This is a genomic window from Tolypothrix sp. FACHB-123 (assembly GCF_014697075.1).
Lineage (GTDB): Bacteria > Cyanobacteriota > Cyanobacteriia > Cyanobacteriales > Nostocaceae > Aulosira.
Genome location: NZ_JACJRE010000025.1, coordinates 91,707 through 112,517, shown reverse-complemented (window position 1 = coordinate 112,517; position 20,811 = coordinate 91,707). Strand labels below are relative to the sequence as shown.

At 39.8% G+C, this 20,811-nt stretch carries 11 protein-coding genes; 6 read left to right on the top strand and 5 right to left on the bottom strand.

Annotated elements, in window-relative coordinates; translation table 11 throughout:
• Window positions 1-79: 79 nt before the first annotated feature.
• Together H6G41_RS35795 and H6G41_RS17830 are read right to left on the bottom strand one after the other, a co-directional pair.
• Complete coding sequence (locus tag H6G41_RS35795; RefSeq protein WP_277878146.1) at window positions 80-334, bottom strand: calcium-binding protein; 255 nt, start codon at window positions 332-334, stop codon at window positions 80-82.
• Between the two features lie 137 nt (window positions 335-471).
• A complete protein-coding gene (locus H6G41_RS17830; RefSeq protein ID WP_190747522.1) occupies window positions 472-2,967 on the bottom strand; it encodes a calcium-binding protein in 2,496 nt (831 codons plus the stop codon).
• Window positions 2,968-3,602: 635 nt separating this feature from the next.
• On the opposite strand from H6G41_RS17830, the gene H6G41_RS17825 reads away from it, so the two are divergent.
• From H6G41_RS17825 to H6G41_RS17815, 3 genes are all read left to right on the top strand, one after another.
• Window positions 3,603-4,727 carry a phosphotransferase enzyme family protein gene (locus H6G41_RS17825; RefSeq protein WP_190747521.1) on the top strand — a complete coding sequence of 375 codons (1,125 nt, stop codon included), beginning with the start codon at window positions 3,603-3,605 and terminating at the stop codon, window positions 4,725-4,727.
• A complete protein-coding gene (locus H6G41_RS17820) occupies window positions 4,724-5,263 on the top strand; it encodes a DOMON-like domain-containing protein (RefSeq protein WP_190747520.1) in 540 nt (179 codons plus the stop codon). Before H6G41_RS17825 ends, H6G41_RS17820 begins: the two co-directional genes overlap by 4 nt.
• Before the next feature lie 405 nt (window positions 5,264-5,668).
• Window positions 5,669-8,776 carry a plasmid replication protein, CyRepA1 family gene (locus H6G41_RS17815; protein ID WP_190747519.1) on the top strand — a complete coding sequence of 1,036 codons (3,108 nt, stop codon included), beginning with the start codon at window positions 5,669-5,671 and terminating at the stop codon, window positions 8,774-8,776.
• Window positions 8,777-8,907: 131 nt separating this feature from the next.
• Here the strand turns inward: H6G41_RS17815 and H6G41_RS17810 are convergent, their stop codons facing one another.
• Window positions 8,908-15,765 carry a PAS domain S-box protein gene (locus H6G41_RS17810; RefSeq protein WP_190747518.1) on the bottom strand — a complete coding sequence of 2,286 codons (6,858 nt, stop codon included), beginning with the start codon at window positions 15,763-15,765 and terminating at the stop codon, window positions 8,908-8,910.
• Window positions 15,766-16,025: 260 nt separating this feature from the next.
• On the opposite strand from H6G41_RS17810, the gene H6G41_RS17805 reads away from it, so the two are divergent.
• The gene (locus H6G41_RS17805) at window positions 16,026-16,838 is read left to right on the top strand and encodes a radical SAM protein (protein WP_190747517.1); all 813 of its coding nucleotides are present in this window, start codon (window positions 16,026-16,028) and stop codon (window positions 16,836-16,838) included.
• Window positions 16,839-16,882: 44 nt separating this feature from the next.
• Entirely contained in the window at window positions 16,883-17,509 is a 627-nt protein-coding gene (locus H6G41_RS17800; RefSeq protein ID WP_190747516.1) for a 4Fe-4S single cluster domain-containing protein, read from the top strand.
• Between the two features lie 194 nt (window positions 17,510-17,703).
• On the opposite strand, the gene H6G41_RS17795 is transcribed toward H6G41_RS17800, so the two are convergent.
• Window positions 17,704-18,198: a DUF6174 domain-containing protein gene (locus H6G41_RS17795; protein WP_190747515.1), complete on the bottom strand. Its 495-nt coding sequence runs from the start codon at window positions 18,196-18,198 to the stop codon at window positions 17,704-17,706.
• A gap of 479 nt (window positions 18,199-18,677) precedes the next feature.
• Between H6G41_RS17795 and H6G41_RS17790 the strand changes: the two genes are divergently transcribed.
• Window positions 18,678-19,703 carry a tetratricopeptide repeat protein gene (locus H6G41_RS17790; protein ID WP_190747514.1) on the top strand — a complete coding sequence of 342 codons (1,026 nt, stop codon included), beginning with the start codon at window positions 18,678-18,680 and terminating at the stop codon, window positions 19,701-19,703.
• A gap of 146 nt (window positions 19,704-19,849) precedes the next feature.
• Here H6G41_RS17790 and H6G41_RS17785 read toward each other — a convergent pair whose 3' ends face one another.
• A complete protein-coding gene (locus H6G41_RS17785; RefSeq protein WP_190747513.1) occupies window positions 19,850-20,332 on the bottom strand; it encodes a hypothetical protein in 483 nt (160 codons plus the stop codon).
• Between the last annotated feature and the right edge of the window lie 479 nt (window positions 20,333-20,811).

The following is a 20,811-nucleotide window of genomic DNA, read 5'->3' as shown; positions in this document are numbered from 1 at the left end:
TTTTAGCGATCGCTCTCTTCACCAGTTATATATAGTTCTCTTGTACTACTCAAAACACACCTCTACTTAGCACTTTTCTCTATTTAGATGCGTTTGCCCTGCCAGCATCGCCGCCTAAACCATTATCTTCGCTAACAATATCACTGCTGCTATCAACGATATATGTATCATTACCTACACCCCCAGACATGGTATCATCTCCAGTACCGCCATCAAGGGTGTCGTTACCGCTACCACCATTGAGGACATCATTACCTTGATAACCATAAAGGCTATCATTACCAGTACCACCATTGAGGATGTCGTTGAGTGATGTACCTTTAATTTTTGCCATTGTTTTATTCCTGTAAAATCTTGAAATTCTGAATGAAAAAACTTTGTACTGAAAAATAAGGGATAATTGAGCGATCGCACTTTTCATTACCAACAAGTGCGATCGCGTCAGGTTATTTCCCCAGCAGTTAAGCTAGATTAAACAACAATAAAATTATTCGCGCTCAGTAATAATCCCGTATCCAATTGGGCAAATTGTACCTGACTAAATTCTGTAGCATTACCATCTCTGTCAAAGTACAAAGCGCCTGTGACATCATTGTAGATAATTTGCTGACTGCTGTTTGCGGCAGATGCACCGATGGTAAATTTACTCGATGAGAGTACACCGGGCGATAAGCTATAAGCAAAACCATAAACAGTCAGCTGTATTAAATCATCAGCTGTGTTAAAGTCAGTGATTGTATCAATACCGTCAAAATTCTCGAAGGCAAAAATATCATTACCACCGCCACCAGTTAGAAGATCGTTGCCATTGTAAGAAATAAAGGTTTCATCTCCTGCTCCACCGCGAATAGTGTCATTGTAGAACGTACTTTTTATTTCTAGTCGTTCGATATTCCAGAAGCTCGTAGAGTCAGTACCATCAGTAACTACGCCACTAGTCGCGGTTCCATCTACAGTTATCGTGCTACCATTTCTACCATTAAAGTAAGACACCGACAATAGATCGTTACCTGCACCGCCATCAACTCTATCATTGCCCCCAGACATAAGAAAGGCATCATCGCCATTGCCACCTTGAATGCTGTCATCGTAGGATGTACCTTGGATGGAGAACTGTTCAATACTCGAAAAGCTCACAGAGTGAGTCTCACCAGTGATTGAGCCATTAGTAGTAGTTTCATCCAAGGTCATGGTGATGCCAGTATTAAAAGTAAAAGTAGCAAAGAACAGGTAATCGTTACCTGCACCACCATTAATGGTATCTTTGCCATCATTACCCCCGCTTAGGGTGTCGTCACCATTGCCACCTTGAATATTGTCGTCATAGCTTGTACCGTATATGGCTAGGCGTTCGATGCTTTGGAAGCTAACAAATTTCGTACCGTAATTAATCGTACCGTTAGTAGTGGTGGCATCTAAAGTCATAGTAATGCCACCATCATCAGTCTCGTCGTAACTAACAGTTAAGAAATCTTCACCTGCACCACCATCGACGATATCATTCCCATCGCCACACCTGATGCTATCATTGCCATTGCCACCACTGAGTACATCATTATAATAACCGCCAGATATGACATCATTACCATCACCGCCACTGGAGACATGACTACCATATTCGGCTCCCCTGAGGGTATCATCGCCATTTCCACCATTTAAGGTGTGATTGCCACCAGAGTCATCTTTTAAACTGATAGAGTCGTTACCATTGCCACCGTTAAAAACTAGCTCGCCATTATAATAATCGAATGTTAGGGTATCGTTGCCCTCACCACCGTTCAAGGTTTGATAGCCAAAACCATATTTCATAAAGACGTAGTCATTGCCGTCACCCAAGTTGATAGTCTGATTACCATCAGGAAATTCGGCAAATACTCTATCGTCACCTGTACCAAGATCTATGATGTTGCTGCCTGAAGATTCACTAAAATCTACATAATCGTTACCTGCGCCTGCATTTATGATGTTATTGCCTGAGGAGTTAAATAAGATTAACCCATCGTCACCAGCACCACCATAGATGGTAATATTATTCTCCATGCCTTCGGCGTAGACGCGATCGTTACCAGCACCACCATCTACGATCTGAGTAAATGATGAATCGGATGTCTCACCACTGGAGATATAAAAGAAGTCGTCACCATTCCCGCCGGAAAATTTATTAGCGCCTGTAACTTCCTGTGCATAAAAGCTATCATTACCATCACCGCCAGATAAGGTATTATTACCGCTAGATTCGTTAATCTCAAAGTAATCATTCCCGCGATCGCCATTGAGTCTGTTATTCCCTGAGGAATTATTGGCATACAGCCAATCGTCACCAGATCCCCCTTTGAGGGTATTATTGCCACTGGAATTATCGGCGTTTAAGGTGTCATTTCCAGAACCACCATCTAAAGTATTATTTGTTGATGAGAAGGAAACATCTAGGCGATCGCTACCACTTTCTCCGTACAGGCTATTCTTACCTTGATTATCAAACAGGTAGTCATCATCGTCACCACCGTAGAGCTTATCATTACCTAGCCCACCATATAGTGAGTCTTTCCCCGCTAGCCCTTCAAGGGTATCATTGCCATTGCCACCATTGAGGATGTTGTGATATTTATTACTTGTAATTTTATTATTGAGTGCGTTTCCTGTTCCGGAAATTGCTCTGCCAGTTAAAGTTAACCTTTCAATATAATTCCCCAATATCCAGTCAACAGAAGACCTAACCGTATCTTTGCTACCACCAGCATCACCGCCGGAACTCTTATCCTCTCTGACAACATCAGCGATGTTATCAACGATGTATGTATCATTACCCGCTCCCCCGGACATGGTATCTTTGCCACTGCCACCATTGAGGGTGTCGTTACCCCTTCCACCATTAAGGCGATCGCTTCCTTGATAACCATAAAGGCTATCGTTACCACTACCACCATTGAGGATATCGTTGAGTGATGTACCTTTAATTGTTGCCATTGTTTTATTCCTGGAAAATCTTGTATTCTCAACTAGAGAATTTTTTATGAGGGCACAATCCCCACCCTATAAAGCAAGTTAATTAAGCGATCGCACTTTTCATTACCAAACAGCGCGATCGCATTTAAATATATGACTTAATGTAAAGACATTTACCACCCCAATCGATAAAAATTACTTTTGAAAAACTTCACTCTTCTCATCTGCGAGAGGCTATATGGAACTTTGTGCAGTTCAGGTTTATGCCAATATTTTCATTACGCCTACCTACTTAAGTAAGTTTTTTTCATTTACTAGAAAATTACAAAAAATTTTTTGTCAGTTTTAAAGTTTTAACTAAATTTTAACCAATTTATAACCTGACTACTTTATTTATCATAATTTATCTGGAAAGTTCTTAACTTTATCTAATCTTTAAAAAGCGAGCAGTTTTTCAATCAAATCCGGACAATTAAATTTAAATCAATGGTGAATTTTGAAATTTTTATTTGCAAGATGAAATAAAAATTATCAGGTTGTCAATCACTAGGCGTAAATATCAATCGTGAAAATAAGGCAGCGCAAAAGCCCAACATAAGCTAACATATCCCCTAATTCCTTTTAGGTCTTTACACGGGGAGTCGTAGAAGTTCAGTATGAGTACAATCGAAGATATCAAAACTCAAAGTACGAATCATTTACAGGCGATCGCAGAACAATTTACACTTCAAGGTAATGTTAGAGATATTCAAGCTTTTGGGAGTGGTAATATTAATGACACTTTTTTAGTTACTCTAGATGGAGCAACTGAACAGCATTTTGTGTTGCAAAAGATTAATACACAAGTATTTCGTCAGCCGGAATTGATTATGCATAACATGTGTACTTTCACTGAGCATATTCGCCAACGGCTACAAAAACACCCCCTCAATCGACGCTGGGAAATACCGCGAGTACTTTTTACCAAGGATAGACAAGATAACTGGAAAGATGCTAATGGTTCATTTTGGCGGGCGATTAGTTTTATTAGTAATTCCCAGTCATTTGATCAAATGAGCGATCGCTCTCAAGCTGGCGAAGTCGGTTATGCTTTGGGAATGTTCCACAATTTAATCAGCGATTTACCACCGGAAAAACTAGCTGATACCTTAGAAGGGTTTCATATTACGCCGCGTTATTTGGAACAATATAACCAAGTGTTGGCGACAACATCTGTAGAGAGAACAGCCGAGGTAAATTATTGCTTGCAATTTGTGAGCGATCGCCAAAATTTTGTGCATACTTTAGAAGATGCCAAAGCTACAGGTAAATTACCTCTGCGTTTGATGCATGGCGATCCCAAAATTAATAACGTCATGTTTGATACTACAACTGGTTTAGCTGTCAGTGTAATTGATTTAGATACCGTTAAACCTGGTTTAGTACATTACGATATTGGCGATTGTTTGCGTTCTGGTTGCAATCCATCGGGCGAAGAAACAGCAGATTGGCAGAGCGTTATTTTTGATACTGATATTTGTCAAGGCATATTACAAGGATATCTTTCCGTAGCTAAGGAATTTCTCACCGAAAATGATTATGCATATATGTATGATGCCATTCGGTTAATAGCTTTTGAATTAGGGTTAAGATTTTTTACAGATCATTTAGCGGGGAATGTCTATTTTAAAGTTAAGCATCCAGAACATAACTTAGCTAGGGCGCTAGTACAATTTGGCTTAACAAAAAGCATTGAAACTCAGGAAAGTCAAATTCGCGCCATAATTCAGGATGTAAAATGAGCAATCAATCATTTTCTCTGCAACCTTTCCCCGGTATTGGGCAATTACTTAATATAGAAATTGCCGCTAAAATTGCCCGCAACCCTAATAAATTGACGATTGAATATACTTTAATTGGTAATATCAAAGAAATTGTCATTGGTTCACCATCACCAACACCATCGCGCAAGCATCAATTATGGGAAGATACTTGCTTTGAGTTTTTCTTAGGAATGCAGAATTCTCCAAGTTATTGGGAATTTAATCTTTCTCCATCTGGTGATTGGAATGTTTACCACTTTGATGATTATCGTCAAGGAATGCAAGAGGAAACAGCTTTTTCTGCATTGCCATTTATTGTGCAACAGCAAGAAGATAGTTTACAACTGACTCTAGAATTCAATTTAAATAAAATTATTCCTTTAGAACAAGCTTTAGAAGTTGCGATTACCACTGTAATTAAACGCAGAGATGGCGAAGTAACTTATTGGGCGTTGATTCATCAAGGTGCTGAGGCTGACTTTCACCGCAGAGATAGTTTTATTTTGCAAATATGAGCGAAAATGCGATCGCCATAGCATTTCCTTGCCCAATTGTTAGTAACCTCAACTTCTCTATATTTTCAGTAACTTTTGTTACTTTTACCGCAAAAGTCGTGAATAACGCCTATATGTTGCGGTTTCCTGCACCTTGACAACGATTTGGTTTTGTTATTTGATGCGATCGCATTCCTTAATCTAGGATTCTACTGATAATTAAAAATTAATCGCGAATATTTATCACAATACAAACTTATTACCGAACCAAGACAATAGAAAAAATCGCTGACTTTAGCCTGTACCGATGTGCCTTATAAATCAGTGTATAAAAAGTGTCAGCAAACCCTCATAAAAACCATGATAGAAAATCGAGAGAGGCATGATAAGTTTTAAATCCATCGTCCTCCCTTAGAGCTTTGCCTTATGCATCTGCACTATTTACACCCGCAACACCTTGAGGAATTAGTCAATAGCAGTGGCATAAATTTACACCTTGCGAAGCTCAATTTTTTGTCGCTGGAAGGAATCAACGCCTATGAATATCTGTTGATTTCCGAGTTACTTCCCCGCACCAATAGCGGTATGGTAAAAAATGCCTGGTTACAACGTTACGCCCACACTACAGCAGGCGGTTGGTGGTGTTCGGGACTCGATCCCCTCACCGATTGGCAGACAATGGAATGGGGATGCTTTAAGCCTAACCAACCGCGCCTGAATCAAAATGGTAAGGCGATTAAATACGAACATCCACCCAGCACAGCAACGCGGGTATTTTGTCTGCGAGTGACATTAGAAATTTGGCAGCAAGTCGCCCAGCGTTACAATCTTCCTCTACCCAATAATATTACTATTGCCCCACATGGTGAAGCTGTCGGTTTTTGGCAATGGGTAATGGAACAGAAATTACCCGTGATTATTTGCGAAGGTGCAAAGAAAGCCGCCACACTCCTAACTCAAGGATACGCTGCGATCGCAATTCCGGGAATTACTAGCGGCTATCGCGTTGTGAAAGATAACTTTGGGAAAGTTACCCGTCGTCAGCTAATACCCGATTTAGGAATTTTCGCCCTCAAACAACGCACCTTTTATATATGCTTTGATTTTGAAACCAAACCCAACACCATCGCCGCAGTTAATAATGCCATTTCTCAACTCGGTTTTTTATTACAAGAAAAAAACTGTCCTGTGAAAGTTATCGAACTACCAGGAATGGAAAAAGGCGTTGATGAATTTATCGTAGCGAAAGGTGCAAGTAGTTTCGATAAAGTTTATCGTCAAAGCATTGATTTAGAAGTTTATCTCGCCCAGACAAAACCCCATACAGAATTAACGATTCCGGCTGCAATCACCGTTAACTGTCCTTATTTAGGCGAAATTCCTTTCCCCACATCTGGATTAGTAGGAGTTAAATCAGCCAAAGGTACAGGTAAAACCACAGGCTTAAAATCTCTAGTCCATCGTGCTAAAAGTAAAAATCAACCAGTTTTATTAATTACCCACCGCATCCAATTAGGACGCTTTCTCTGTGAAAAAATCGGCATCAACTGGGGCATCAATTACACAGAACGCAATCCACAAAACCATGCCCAATGCCCAATGCCCAATGCCCAATGCCCCATGCCCAAATCATTTGGCTTATGCGTTGATTCTATTTGGAAACTTAACCCCGAAGATTGGCAAGGTGCAATCGTAATTTTAGATGAAGTCGAGCAATCTTTATGGCATTTACTCAACAGCAATACTTGCAAACAAAAGCGCGTCAAAATTCTCAAAATCTTCCAACAATTAATCGCCACAGTATTTAGAACAGGCGGCTTAGTTATCGCTCAAGATGCCGATTTATCGGATGTATCCCTAGAATATTTACAAGGATTAGCTGAACATAAATTAACTCCTTGGTTAGTCTTAAATCAATGGCAACCTCAACGGGGATGGGATGTAACATTTTACGATTCTCCCAACCCAACACCCTTAATTCATCAATTAGAATTAGATTTAATTGCTGGGCGAAAATGTTACGTTACTACCGATAGTCGTACAGGACGTTACAGTTGTGAAACCATCGAACGTTATTTAAAAGAACGTTTAGAAAAACTCCGGCGACAATTTCCAAAAACTTTAGTCGTCAGCAGTCAAACTACAAATACACCAGGACACCCAGCCGTTGATTTTGTCGCCGCAATTAATCAAAAAATTCCCGAATATGACACTGTATTTGTTACCCCGACAATCGGTACAGGAATTAGTATTGATGTGCAACATTTTGATAGAGTGTATGGCATTTTTCAAGGCGTAATTCCAGATTCCGATGCGCGACAAGCCTTAGCCAGAGTCAGAGATGATGTTCCCCGTGTGGTTTGGTGTGCTAAACGAGGTATTGGCTTAATTGGTAGCGGTAGCACCAATTATCGCTTGCTTTCCTATTGGTATCAGGAGAATCAAAAAGATAATTTAGCTTTGCTCAGTCCCCTACATAAAATCGATGTAGATTTACCCTTGGTTTACGATCCGATTCATTTACGCACCTGGGCGAAATTATCTGCAAGGGTAAATGCTTCCATCCGCCTTTATCGCCAATCTTTACAAGAAGGCTTAATTGCTGACGGACATCAAATTAGAACTAGAAGCAACGCCGTACATAATAATATTATTCGCGATTTACGCCTAGCATTCTTAGCAACAGATCCGCAAGATTTAGCGAATCGCAAACGCTTAATTTTAGAAATTGTCAAAGTCCAAAAAGATTGGACAGATAAACGCATTAAAGCGAAAGAAATTAAACGCAAAATTCGCGATATTAAGCAACAAAATCAATTATTAGCTGCTAATGCTGTCGCCAAAGCCAGAGATATTGATTATGTAGAATATGAGCAGTTATTAGCTAAACATTCCCTCACCGATGATGAACGTCACGCCATGCAAAAATATATCCTGCGTCAACGGTATGGTCTGAAGGTGACACCGGAATTAAAATTGCAGGATGATAAAGGCTATTATGGACAACTGTTAACGCACTATTATTTAACCCACGAAAGCGAGTATTTTCACATTCGCGATCGCCAGGAGTGGCATCAACAATTATATTGGGGAGAAGGGCAAGTTTTTCTCCCAGATATCAAAACTTATACCTTGAAAGTTGAGGCGATGAGAGCCTTAGGGATGGTAGATTTTCTCGCCGCTACAAAAGAATTTACCGAAAACGATCCAGAATTGATTTTGCTGAAAAATTTAGCAAGTCAAAATAGTAAGCATATCAAGCGAGTCTTGGGGATTAATTTGAGTAGCAATACAGAAAATATCTCCGCGATTAAGATTCTCAGCCGACTGTTAAGTTTGTTGGGATTAAAGCTGAAGCGAGTCGATACAGGATATCAAATTGATTTAGAAACCTTATATGATGGTAGAGATAAAATTTTTGCAGTTTGGCATCAAAGAGATGAGTTAATGTTAACTCATTTGCGCAATACGCGAGAGGAAACGAGTCATAGCAATTCGCAATTCATGAGTTTAAATCCGGTAAACATTTCCTGAACTGCGCAAATATGATTTAAATGGTATTAGTTTAGTGATGATAGACTTACTGAATGGTGCATTGTTGCACAGTACAACGCACCCTAAGCAATTTAAGCGATCGCAGTCACATGCAATTGTCTCCTTTATAATTAGTCATCTTGCATATCTAATTTCTCTGTTAATTCTATAATTCTCTCAAATTGGAAATTACTGGCTAAATCACTCAAATATGTTTTTAATGCATGGTTTTCTGGTGGAATTTGATTGAGCAAGTTTAAGAGCATATCGTCACTACATTGAGCAGCGGCATGGTATATTTCTTTTAACAGTACAGTTGGCATTTGTGATAGTAAAGACAATAAATCAGCAGGTGGTAAAATTTGTGCTGAAGTTTGCCTTGCTGTGATTAATTGATGGTTTTCTTGTTGATAAAAATATTTTACTCCTAAATATTGGCTGAGTTTTTCTAAGAGAATTTCTTCGCGGAATGGTTTATTAATTAAGTCATCACAACCAGCTTGAATCATGGCGGCTCGTTGTTCTTCAAAAGCATTGGCGGTTAAAGCAATAATGATCGTTTGGTGTTCGCCAGGAGAATTTTGAGCTTCAGTAGCTTTAATCACTCTTGTAGCTTCATAACCATCCATGATAGGCATTCGCATATCCATTAAAATTAAATGGGGCTGACATTCTTGCCAGAGTGCGATCGCTTCTTCACCATTAGTAGCTTCCCATACGGTAAATCCAATAGATGACAGTAATTCTACTAATACCAAACGACTTTCTGCGGCATCGTCAACTACTAAAATGCGATATTCTTTGTGAGGTGGTTCTAAACCAATCGCTAAAGATTTAGTTAGCTGAGTCTGAATTTCACTAGCTGAAGCAGGATGAATTTCAATATCAAAAGTAAATTTACTACCTTCACCTAAAATACTGCTAACAGTAATATCTCCCCCCATCATCTGTACATATTTACGGCTAATTGCTAAACCAAGTCCTGTTCCTTGTTGGGATTTTCTGCCGGTTTCAGTTTGTCCAAAGGCTTCAAATAATAAGTTAATTTCTTCGGGAGCAATACCGAGTCCAGTATCTTCGACTTCAAAGAGAATGTGGGAGGAACAAGGAGGATTTTCTGTTTGCATTTGCTCCTGTTCCCCAGATGTAGTAGTAACTCGTAAGATGACGCTGCCTTTATTAGTAAATTTGATGGCATTACCTAAGAGATTAAGCAAAACTTGTAGTAGTTTACTTTCATCAGTTTGTACATATTGGGGAATATCAGGAGCATATTCAAATATTAGCTGGAGGTTCTTAGAAGCGGCACGTAAGTGTAACATTTGTTCTAAGCTTTTTAACAGGTTAATTAAGTCAAAACTGTTAATATTTAAACTGCTTCTACCTGCTTCAATTTTCGACATTTCTAAAATGTCATTAATTAAGCTCAATAAATGTTCGCCAGCACGATTAATAATTGCTAGGTGTTGTTGATGTTCATGAGATAAAGAATTTTCCCGGCTCATAATTTGTGTGAACCCCAAAATAGCGTTGAGTGGAGTTCGCAATTCATGACTCATATTGGCAAGAAATTCACTTTTGGCACGATTCGCCGCATCAGCTGCGATCGCGGCTGCTTGTAATGCTTGTGATTGACTTTGGGTTTGTGCTAACAATTGTACTTGCTGTAAGGCTACTCCTAATTGATTGCCAATTTGCACGGCAATATTAATTTCTTCTGTTTTCCATTGCCGGGGGCTAGAATTGTGATAACTAGTTAATAATCCCCAAAGTTGATCGCCACATAATATGGGTACTGTAATATAAGCTTTGGTCTGAAAACGCTCTAATAAATTGATTGTTTCCGGTGAAAATCCAGCATGATGAATATCTGCTACACATTGATAGAGAACATTTTGCTGTGTGGGTAAATCGGGATTGGGTAAGATATCTGTATTCAGTAATAATGTCATAATGCCCCGATCGTTTTCTAATTTGAGATTGGGGTGATTTGCTTGGAGTTCAATTAAAGAAATCCAACCAGTTCCTACAGATTCGGAAACAAACTCGCCATTACCTTCTAAATCGCAACGATAGACCGCAACGCGATCGCAATCTAAAACTTGGCGCAATTCTTGGGTAGTAGCGGCGAATATTTTCTCTAAATCCAAGGTTTGACGCATTCTTTGAATGACTTGGGCGATCGCTTTTTCTCTTTCTGCACTTTCTTTTAAAGCTTCTTCGGCTAATTTCCTTTCGGTAATATCTGTCACAGTACCGATGTAGCCTTTAATTTCGCCATCATCGCCAACTTCTGGTAAACACTGAGACAATACCCAAACAATCGTGCCATTAGTACGGACAATACGATATTCTAGTTTATACCCATGCTTTGCTACTCTGGCTTGATTCCATTTGCTCAAAACTCGCCTGCGATCCTCTTGATGTATTGCTTTTGTCCAAGCTTTACGCAGAGATTCAGCTAAGGAAAGTCCAGTAATTTCCGTCCAGCGTTGATTTAAATATAATACATTGCCTTCAACATCAGTGTGAAAAATACAAGCTGGCGAGGCTTCGGCTAAAAGTTGATAGCGTTGCTGACTGGCTTGCAAAGCTAATTCTGCCAATTTTCGCGCATTCACATCCGCCCAATAACCCACACATTCTATGGGTTTACCTGCTTCATCACGAATTAACCTTACCTGCTCGTATAACCAATGATAAGTTCCATCAGCATGTAAAAAACGATATTCATAGGAACTGTATTCTTGCTCAAATAGCAGAGAAAATTTGCTTAAAATATACTCAACATCTTCTGGGTGAACGTGACGCAACCAGAAATTGGGATTTTCCAGAAATTCCCGTGCTTCATAGCCGAGCATAGTTTTCACGTTCTCGCTCATAAATGTGTGCCCAAAATCCCCGGAGATTTTGCTGCTATAAATAACTACTGGGCTGGAAGTGAGCAGATATTGTAAGCGTTCGTTGGCTAAACGTAATTTTTGTTCTGCATATTTGCGCCCGCTAATTTCTACCATTACCGTCCCTACACCCGAAGGGCGATCGTCTTCACCGGGAATGGGAAAATAAGAAATTAAAAAATGACGAACCGTCTCTGGTTTTTTGGGTGAGGGAATACTGACTTCTAGATTGAGAATTGGTTGACCAGTTAGTAGCACCTGCTTGTAAAATGGTGCAACAAAAAGAGCCATTTGGGGCACAACTTCATAAATAGTTCTACCAATGTGGTCTTTTTGCGGTTTACCGTGAATTTCTGCCAATAATTCGTTGATTTGCACAAACCGCAGTTGTTTATCTAAAATATCCATTCCCACAGGTGCGCCAGAGAAAAAAGCATTGAGACGAGCTTCTCTGAGGGCTATTTCTCGTTCTAGGGTTTTGCGTTCAGTAATGTCTTTGTGTGTACCTGTCATGCGCAGCGTTACACCTTGTTCATCACGCTCAAAAATCTGAGCGCGAGTTTGAATCCACTTCCAAATCCCAGAAGCGCAGCGCATCCGAAATTCTGCTTCATAAACGGGAGTAGCACCTTGAAGATGCTTTTCTAAAGCTGATTTGACTGAAGCTAAATCTTCTGGATGGACTAATTCCTCAAAAGCTTGTTGATTTTCCTCAATTTCATTTTCTGCATAACCTAGCATTTTCTTCCAGCGCCAATCCCGGTAGATTTTACCAGTAGAAAAATCCCAATCCCACAATCCTAAATCGCTAGCTTCTAAAGCTAGTTGTAAACGTTCTTCGCTCTTTCTATGGGCTGCTTCTACTACTTTGCGTTGAATTAATCCGCCTAATTGGGAAGCTACTGCACCCACTAGCAATAGTAACCGCCGATCCACTGACATGGCGCTGCTTTTAAAGAATACTAAAACAGCTAATACTTTATTAGCAGCGAGAATGGGAACGCCAAAGACAGCTTTTAAACCGATGTTGGCTGCTTGGGGCGATCGCATAAAAATTGGTTGGGTGACAAGGGAAACATCTTCAATCCATTCTGGCTGCTTGCTTTGCCAAACTCTTCCGGGTAAACCCTCACCTAAAGCTAATTTCAGGTTTTTACTATCTAAGCAAAATTCTTCTAAGCTGTTATGATCGCCATACCAACCCAGACTATGTTCTAAAATCGCCCCGTCATCGCTTGGTATCCAGGCTTCGCCAAAGTCCCAGTCAATATTTTGGCAAATTAAGCGCAAAACAATCGCTAAAGCACTGTTAACATCAATGGCGCGCGTCATGGCTTGGGTTGTCAACAGCAACAACCGACTTTCATTTTCCGCTTGCTTGCGCTCGGTGATATCTTTGGCTGTAGCTAGTATGTACTTTTTTCCATCAATTTCGCTCATTTCCGCACTCAACAGTGTTGTCTTAATTTCCCCTGTTGCAGTCCTGACATCAACTTCATGGTTGCGAATCACTTTTGTTTGTTGCAACATTTGGCGGAGGAAATTAGACTCTTCTGGATTAGTCCAAATCTGTAATTCTTGACTGGTATGACCAATTATCTGCGAGCGAGAATAGCCAAAAAATGTACAAAAGCTATCGTTAACTTCGATATAGCGCATATCCGGAAAAGTAATCAGGCTAATCGGATCAGGAGAGGATCTAAAAGCCGAGCCTAATTTCTCTTCCGACATGCGTTTTGCTGCTTCTGCAAGTCTGCGTTCCCTAGCTTCTAAAGCTAAAGAAACTAAATTTCCTAAGGAACGAGCAAAATTTTGGTCTTCTAATGTCCAATGATGGGCAATGGCTACTGCTTCTAAGCATAAAACGCCTACAGTCTTTCCTCCTAGCCGGATTGGTGTATCTAGCATGGAAGTGATGTTAAATGGCGTGAGGTAAGAATCTAAAAATTCCTTGGTGCGAGGATCTGTAGCGGCTTCATGGGCGACAATAATTTGGTCTGAGTGCAAAGCTTGAAAATAACTCGGATAATCTGCTGCTAGCAAAGAAGAGCCTTCACTATGTTGCTGTTGACTTTGGGTAAATAAATCCAGACATTGCAAAATGTTGTCGTTGTCTCCATACAGCCAAACACTAGCGCGCTCTACTTCAATATTTTTTGCACCTACTTCTGTGATTTCTTTGACAGCTGCTTTCAAGTCGTCTTGATAAAGTACTTGATTTTTAGCTAGTTCTGTTAATACTAAGTTATGCTGACGCAGTTTAAAGGCGCTGGTATGCAGTGCCTGTTCGGCGCGTTTACGTTCAGTAATATTACTTGCTGTACCTGTAATACCAACAACAGAACCGTCGTGATTGCGTACAGCGATCGCATTAATTGTTAAATACAAAATGCTACCGTCTTTGGCAAAACAAGTAACTTCTTCCTGAAAAACAGACTCTCCCTGTAACAGACTGGCAAATTTTTGTTCAATTAGAGATACTTGATCGGGGAAAATAAAATCAGTAAAGTTACGCCCAATCATGTCTTGGGGTTCGTAACCAAAAAACTGTTTAACCGCTGGGTTAATAAAAGTAATTAAACCATCTCCATCCACAGACCAAATCGCGTCTTGAGATGTCTCAACTAGCTGACGATATTTACCTTCGCTAGATTTGAGGGCGACGAGGCGCGCTTTGCGAGAAGCTTCGCTGACGCGAAATTCTTGCTGGAGTTGGGTAATTTGGGCTTTGAGACTATCCTCTGCTTGTTTGCGTTCCTGGGCGATCGCGATCGCGGTGGCGACTGCTTGTAAAATGGAAATTTCCCCAGCTTCCCAACCTCTCACTTCTACACAGTTATCAAAGCCAATCAAGCCAAAAAACTCGCCGTTGACAAACAGCGGAAACATTAAAATCGCGAAAACTCCTTGAATTTCTAATCTTTCCCGTTCTGCGTCTGCACATTCGGTGACAATCTCCGCAATCATTTCACCTTGTGATAATAAAGCCGCCCAACCTACAGAAAAATCTTCCGCAGAAAAAGTTTTGCGATTTGGGTGGAGAATTTTCGGCGGAATTCCTGGCGCACACCATTCCGCACATAGATTAATCGCAAAGTCACTTCCAATTAATGGGTGATTCTCATAAATGTATACACGACTAGCTTTTGATACGGGGCCAAGAATCTCTACTATTTTCTTGTAATATTTATTGCTGCTATCACAACTTAATAACTGATGTTGAATTTGTCCCAAGGCTGCTAAATAGCGTTCACGAGATTTTTGGCGAGCTTGTGCAAGTTGATGGGCGCTGATATCAATCAGAGTAGTCACCACAAATTTGCCATCATCCTTTTGACAAATCGCTTGGATTGTTTCTACAGTTAACCGCGAACCATCTTTACGGGTAATACTAAATTCTCGTTTTTCAGGCTGAGCATTGAGAGAGATAAAATTTTTATATTGCTGAATTAAATGTGCTTTTTCCCCAACTGTTGAATTAGCATAATGGATTGTAAATTGTTGTCCAATCAGTTCTTCACGAGTCCAGCCATACATTTGACAATAATCATGATTCACCTCGACAAAATAGCCATTTTCATCCGTGAGACAAATTCCTACTTTGGTAGCATCTAAAATAGATTGATTATGCCTATTTTGTTTGATTAGCTCTCGTTTTCTGCTAATTAATTGGTGTTGATGCTCATGATAACGAAATTTAATCTTTTGAAAATTCAGTTGTTTTTGCAGCCGTAATAAAACTTCTTCACGACGTAATGGTTTAGCAATAAAATCAACTAAATCAAATTTATTAGGTAATATTTTTTGAATTAACTCTTCATCAAATCCCAGAAAAATAATTGGTATGTACTTTGTCTCTTTGTGAGACTGAAGATGTTGCCAAACCTCATAACCATGCATATCTGGCAACATCAGATCCAGCAAAATCAAATTAGGCAAAGAAGCAAGTGCCGCATTGATAGCCAAATTTCCCGCAGTTACCCTTTGTAGTTGATAATCTGGCGCACCGATAATATTTGCTAAAAACTCCCAGGTTTCGGGATTGCTATCTACCAATAAAATTGTGAATTGCTGATTATTAATTGCCATACCAATTATTAATTTAATTTCCCATCATTCATAGATGTTTGATTGCGGATGAGCCATTGTGAATTCAAAGCACAGGAAACACCAGGACAATGTGAAGATGCCAAAGGAAGGAAAGGGCGAGAAATAATTCAAAATTTAAACATACCCAATGCCCCATACCCTCACAAGTTCCTCAAAATCTAGAGATAAATTTGTAGTGAATCTAAATATTGAATAGATTTTTGATACCAGTGTATGTTTGATTTCCTGAAGAGGCAAGTATGAGTGCAACCCTATCTAGACAGCAGCCACAGCATTCTGCGGTTTACGGCCCGGTAAATTCTTGGCGATTTGGGCGATCGCTTGGTATCGATCCGATTTGTTCAGTATCTACTTGTTCTTTTAACTGTGTCTATTGTCAGTTGGGGAAAATTCAAGTAACTACCACACAAAGGCAAATTTTTGTGCCAACAATGCAAATTTTCGATGATTTACGCGCTAAATTGCCTTTAGAACAAATAGACGTGGTGACTCTCAGCGGTAGTGGTGAGCCGACCTTGGCATTAAATTTAGAAAAAATTATTGGGGTAGTTAAGAAAGTTACTAGGCTACCAACAGTAGTCTTAACTAATAGCACAATGTTGCACGATCCGACAGTTCGCAGCGCTTTAAAATTAGCAGATATAGTTGCCGCAAAATTAGATGCAATTTCGTCAAATCAATTGCAGCAAATTAATCGTCCTGTAGAGACAATTAATCTGCCAGACATATTAGCGGGAATCGAGCAATTTAGGCAAGAATACCAGGGCCATTTGGCTATTCAAACAATGGTCTTGTCTCGTTGGACACCCGACATGGTCAAGGATTATATCGAAATTATTCAACGTCTCCAACCTAATGAAATTCAAATCAACGTGCCTTCCCGTCCCCGTGTTTTGGTAAGGCAATTGGAGGCACGCGGTAACAATATTGCTCAATCTACTCCTTACCTTGTTCAAAACCTCAAATGTGTCAGCGGTGACATCCTTGCTGCTGTTGCTACTCAAATTCACGATGCCATCAATATCCCGGTAACTTACCCGGCAGTGGCTTAACTATTATCAATGGTTAACATGTAACGCTTTTAAGGAGGAAACAGATGGAAACAAAATCCAGCAACCCATCGCTAGCATTAATAGAAATTCCCCCTGAGCATTTAAACATCATGGGTTATGTTGATGAATCAGAAGTCAACGGGCCTGGTTGTCGTGCAGTTGTTTGGGTGCAAGGTTGTCTTCGAGAATGTCCTGGCTGTTTTAATCCTGCATCTTGGCCATTTGAAATTAATCAATTGGTAACTGTTGATACTCTGGCTGCAAATATTCTCAAAAACCCAAAAAATACAGGTGTGACTTTTTCTGGTGGCGAACCATTTTGGCAAGCACCTGCATTAGCATCTTTGGCGCGGAAGTTAAAAGCTGCTGGGTTAAATGTGATGTCTTTTACAGGATTTACCCTGAAGCTATTACAATCGGAATCTGCTCCGCCTGGTTCTCAAGAGTTATTAGAACAATTAGATATTTTGATTGACGGGCCTTTTGTCGAGTCTTTGGCAATTCATTCTCCTACTTCTCCTGTCTCTTCTAGCAATCAACGAGTACATATTTTTAATCCTGATTTCCAAGACCAAATTTCTTGGGCTAGCGATCAGATAGAAATCCATGTCCTCAAGGATGGTAGTCGGATTGTCACGGGCTATCAAAGTTTATGGGAGAAGTCAGAATAGGTTAAATAATTTCGTAATTTATCATTCGTAATTTGTAATTTATAGTTTCACAACCAAGGTTGAAAATGGGTGATAGGTAATCAACTAAGGTGCAACCCGCTAACCCGCTCATCAATTGCTCTAATCTGGAGGCTGAATTCTATATATTGGTCTGGTAATTCCAAAATTACCCATTACGAACTCCGAATTACGAATTATCTATTAATTTTTTGCAAATTCTCAATTGTTAGATACAGTTCTTCATCAGCCATCTGACTGTCGTAATCGATGTTAATTTGGGTTGGGTAGCCAAATTTGGAATCGTACTGCACAGTCAGGTTAGATGCTTTTTTAGCGATCGCATCCTCGATCAGATTGAAAAGCTTGGGAACTGTATCGTATTGTTGGAATAATTCTCGTTCTACGGCTTTACCAGCTCCATCAGTAATCCACGTCCTCCGCGCTTTTCGGACTGTCACCATCACTGGTTCTCTAGCTTGCGGTACGCAAAAGCAACTGCGGCTCAATTTATAGCGATAGTTGCGGATATTTTGCTTTCGCCATAACTGACGGTTAGCAGTTAATTGCTGTAACTGCGAATTAGCGATCGCAGGTGATTGGGGTGCTGGGTTGACAGGTTGCGAGAGCACAGGAGTATTTAAACTCAGAGTCAGTAATAATCCTGTCGTGATCAAAATAGGTAGGCGCATTTAAGTCGATTGAATTCGTAAGTTATGAGATTTTGACAAAGTCAGGAAAGTTCCTGCTGGACTTTGTCAAAGCCAAAATTTTAGTTTTTTTGTTAACTTGGCTACTCAGTAATCACTACGTTCCCTGTATTCCAAGTTACATAATAGAGACAATATTCGGTAGCGATCGCTAAATAAAAGCAATATTCAACTTAAAACAATCATATTTTGCAGGTTGTCCATTTCTGAAGCGGGGAGCTATGCTGAGATTCCTATAACTCTGACTCTGCAAGGATCGCTGCTTTTGATCTAGAGCTTTTTTCATAAAGCCAAGATAAGTATGAGATTATACTATATCACCTCTATTTACGTCTTATATCTAAAGATAGAGAATAATGGTTAATTCAAATTTGGGAATTATTACTTGAGAGGGGTTAATTCTTAAATCAACCCGCTCAAGCAAAACTAGCCTATCTATCTTTTAGTGCAACCGAGGTCAGATGACGCAACCTTTAAATCCAGTCACCGAATGGGAACAACGTCGCGATCGGGCAAGCCGCTACTACAAGCGGGGGGAGTTTCAAGAATATCTCGCACTAGCTACCGAAAATTTAAAGTTAGCTCGCATTATCCCAGATCGAGCTAGAGAAGGTCATACATTAAACGACATTGGTTTAGGTCACCTCGGTTGCTGGCAAACTCAAAGAGCATTAGATTGTTTTGTGGAAGCATTGGAAGTGGCGCGAGAATTTGGGAATCTCCGAGCCGAAGCCACAGCACTGAGCAATTTAGGTTCTACCTATAGCCGCCTAGGCAAGTTTACGCCAGCACTAGAATATTTTGATGGCGCACTACAAATTTTCCGAAAATTAGAGGACGCTCAAGGGGAAATTTCCACACTTAATGATGTGGCATTAATTTATACCAGATTGGGAGAACCAAAACGAGCGCTATTGCTACAAAACCAAATTTTAAGGATGCGGCGCTTACTAGGGGACTTTTCTGGTGAAGCTACAACACTAAATGGAATTGGGTTTGCTTACAGTGCTTTAGGCGACTATCAGCAAGCTCTAGAATATTTTCAAGCTGCATTGCCAATTCAAAGAGCTGTCAAAAGTTTAGTTGGCGAAGCTACCACCATGAATAATATTGCCTCAATGTATAGCGATTTAGGGCAACCTAAACAAGCACTGTTAATCTACTATCAAGTACTATTAACACGTCGGGCATTAAAAGACAGAGCAGGGGAAGCCACAACCCTCAACAACCTTGGTTTTACTTACAATAACCTGGCAAATCACTGGCAAGCGCTCAAATGCTATAAACAAGCTGTGGCAATTTATAAAGAATTGGGCGATCGCTTAGGAGAAAGTTCTACTTTCTTAAATATGGGTAGCCTTTACGCCAAAAGAAGACGCAAAAAATTAGCCCTATCATGCTATTGCAACGCCCATGATTTAGCTACACAAATCGAATATCAACCGCTTGTAGAAAAAGTACAACAGTTCATCAACGCCTTATCCTAGATTTCTAGGAAGGCTAAAGCTTAGGGAACTCCAAAAAATAAACTACAGCTTCATTTTGTTGACGGTTCACAGTCAACCGTCAACCGTCAACGGTGAACAATAGCAAGAGAATATTTTTTGACTTGGAAATCCCTAAACTAAAATTTTTAAACACTGGCTAGGATGGGGTTAGCCGTAAAAATTCTCTTGAGATTTTCTGGATGTATCACTGCTAAATATTCAGCAGTCATTTCTGGTGTGAGCAATTCTAACATTACTGTGTTCTCCAACCAGAACTCAATCACATCAAAAAAACCATCTCGATTACAACGCAATACCCGCCAACCTTCTCGTTTACCAATTGCTTCAATTTCTTCTTGGCTAATTGGAACAGAGATAGCTGCATGAGTAGCTGTGATCCCTCTAGAGTCATTAACCTGTACAAACTGAGACTGCTCATCATCTGTACCCGGTACTAGCTGAGTTTGTAACGGTAGCACTTCAATCACTGTTCCATGTTCATCCATAGGTAAAGCCATGTAACTACCTGGACAAGGAAAGAACGGAAAAGCTTGTCCTCGCCAAACTTCAGCGATAACTTGGGCAACATGTAGGGGGTTTTGAACCGCAATAGAAATGTGATGAATCATACAATTAACTTCCTAAAATATGGCTAAGTTTGTTAGTAAATAGATTCTCTAATTATTAAGTGATTGAAGGTTCGATTATTGTAAGCTTCAAAGCCAAGTTTCCAATTTTCGGATTTTTTGTTACCAAACTTTTATTAGTGTCGCTAAGTTGCAAAAGCAAGAATATTGAGCCGCCTTCTTGCAAAACTCACTAAAAAAATCGTTATTATGGTTAAATTTTTGAATATATTGCTCGATGTGATTTAATATCAGCTTACTGCGATAATCTTGAGCGTTATCTTCATACTTTGGATTGCGGCACACAGTTGTTGAATGCTGGCGACTGATCGTGAAAGTATGAATTTTCAAGTAAAATTCCTCCTTTGTGCTGGTTTCTTTGCCCAAATGTTTCGCTAAAATATTAACTAATCTAACTAATTAAGCAGATTATTCAATACTTTTATCGTTTTATGGAAATAAGTTAATAACATATTTTCTTA

What these genes read in the sequence shown, in the direction of transcription:
- H6G41_RS17805 (WP_190747517.1), top strand. Translation starts at nt 16,026, where the DNA reads ATGAGTGCAACCCTATCTAGACAGCAGCCACAGCATTCTGCGGTTTAC.
- H6G41_RS17820 (WP_190747520.1), top strand. Translation starts at nt 4,724, where the DNA reads ATGAGCAATCAATCATTTTCTCTGCAACCTTTCCCCGGTATTGGGCAA.
- H6G41_RS17810 (WP_190747518.1), bottom strand. Translation starts at nt 15,765, where the DNA reads ATGGCAATTAATAATCAGCAATTCACAATTTTATTGGTAGATAGCAAT.
- H6G41_RS17795 (WP_190747515.1), bottom strand. Translation starts at nt 18,198, where the DNA reads ATGCGCCTACCTATTTTGATCACGACAGGATTATTACTGACTCTGAGT.
- H6G41_RS17800 (WP_190747516.1), top strand. Translation starts at nt 16,883, where the DNA reads ATGGAAACAAAATCCAGCAACCCATCGCTAGCATTAATAGAAATTCCC.
- H6G41_RS17830 (WP_190747522.1), bottom strand. Translation starts at nt 2,967, where the DNA reads ATGGCAACAATTAAAGGTACATCACTCAACGATATCCTCAATGGTGGT.
- H6G41_RS35795 (WP_277878146.1), bottom strand. Translation starts at nt 334, where the DNA reads ATGGCAAAAATTAAAGGTACATCACTCAACGACATCCTCAATGGTGGT.
- H6G41_RS17785 (WP_190747513.1), bottom strand. Translation starts at nt 20,332, where the DNA reads ATGATTCATCACATTTCTATTGCGGTTCAAAACCCCCTACATGTTGCC.
- H6G41_RS17790 (WP_190747514.1), top strand. Translation starts at nt 18,678, where the DNA reads ATGACGCAACCTTTAAATCCAGTCACCGAATGGGAACAACGTCGCGAT.
- H6G41_RS17825 (WP_190747521.1), top strand. Translation starts at nt 3,603, where the DNA reads ATGAGTACAATCGAAGATATCAAAACTCAAAGTACGAATCATTTACAG.
- H6G41_RS17815 (WP_190747519.1), top strand. Translation starts at nt 5,669, where the DNA reads ATGCATCTGCACTATTTACACCCGCAACACCTTGAGGAATTAGTCAAT.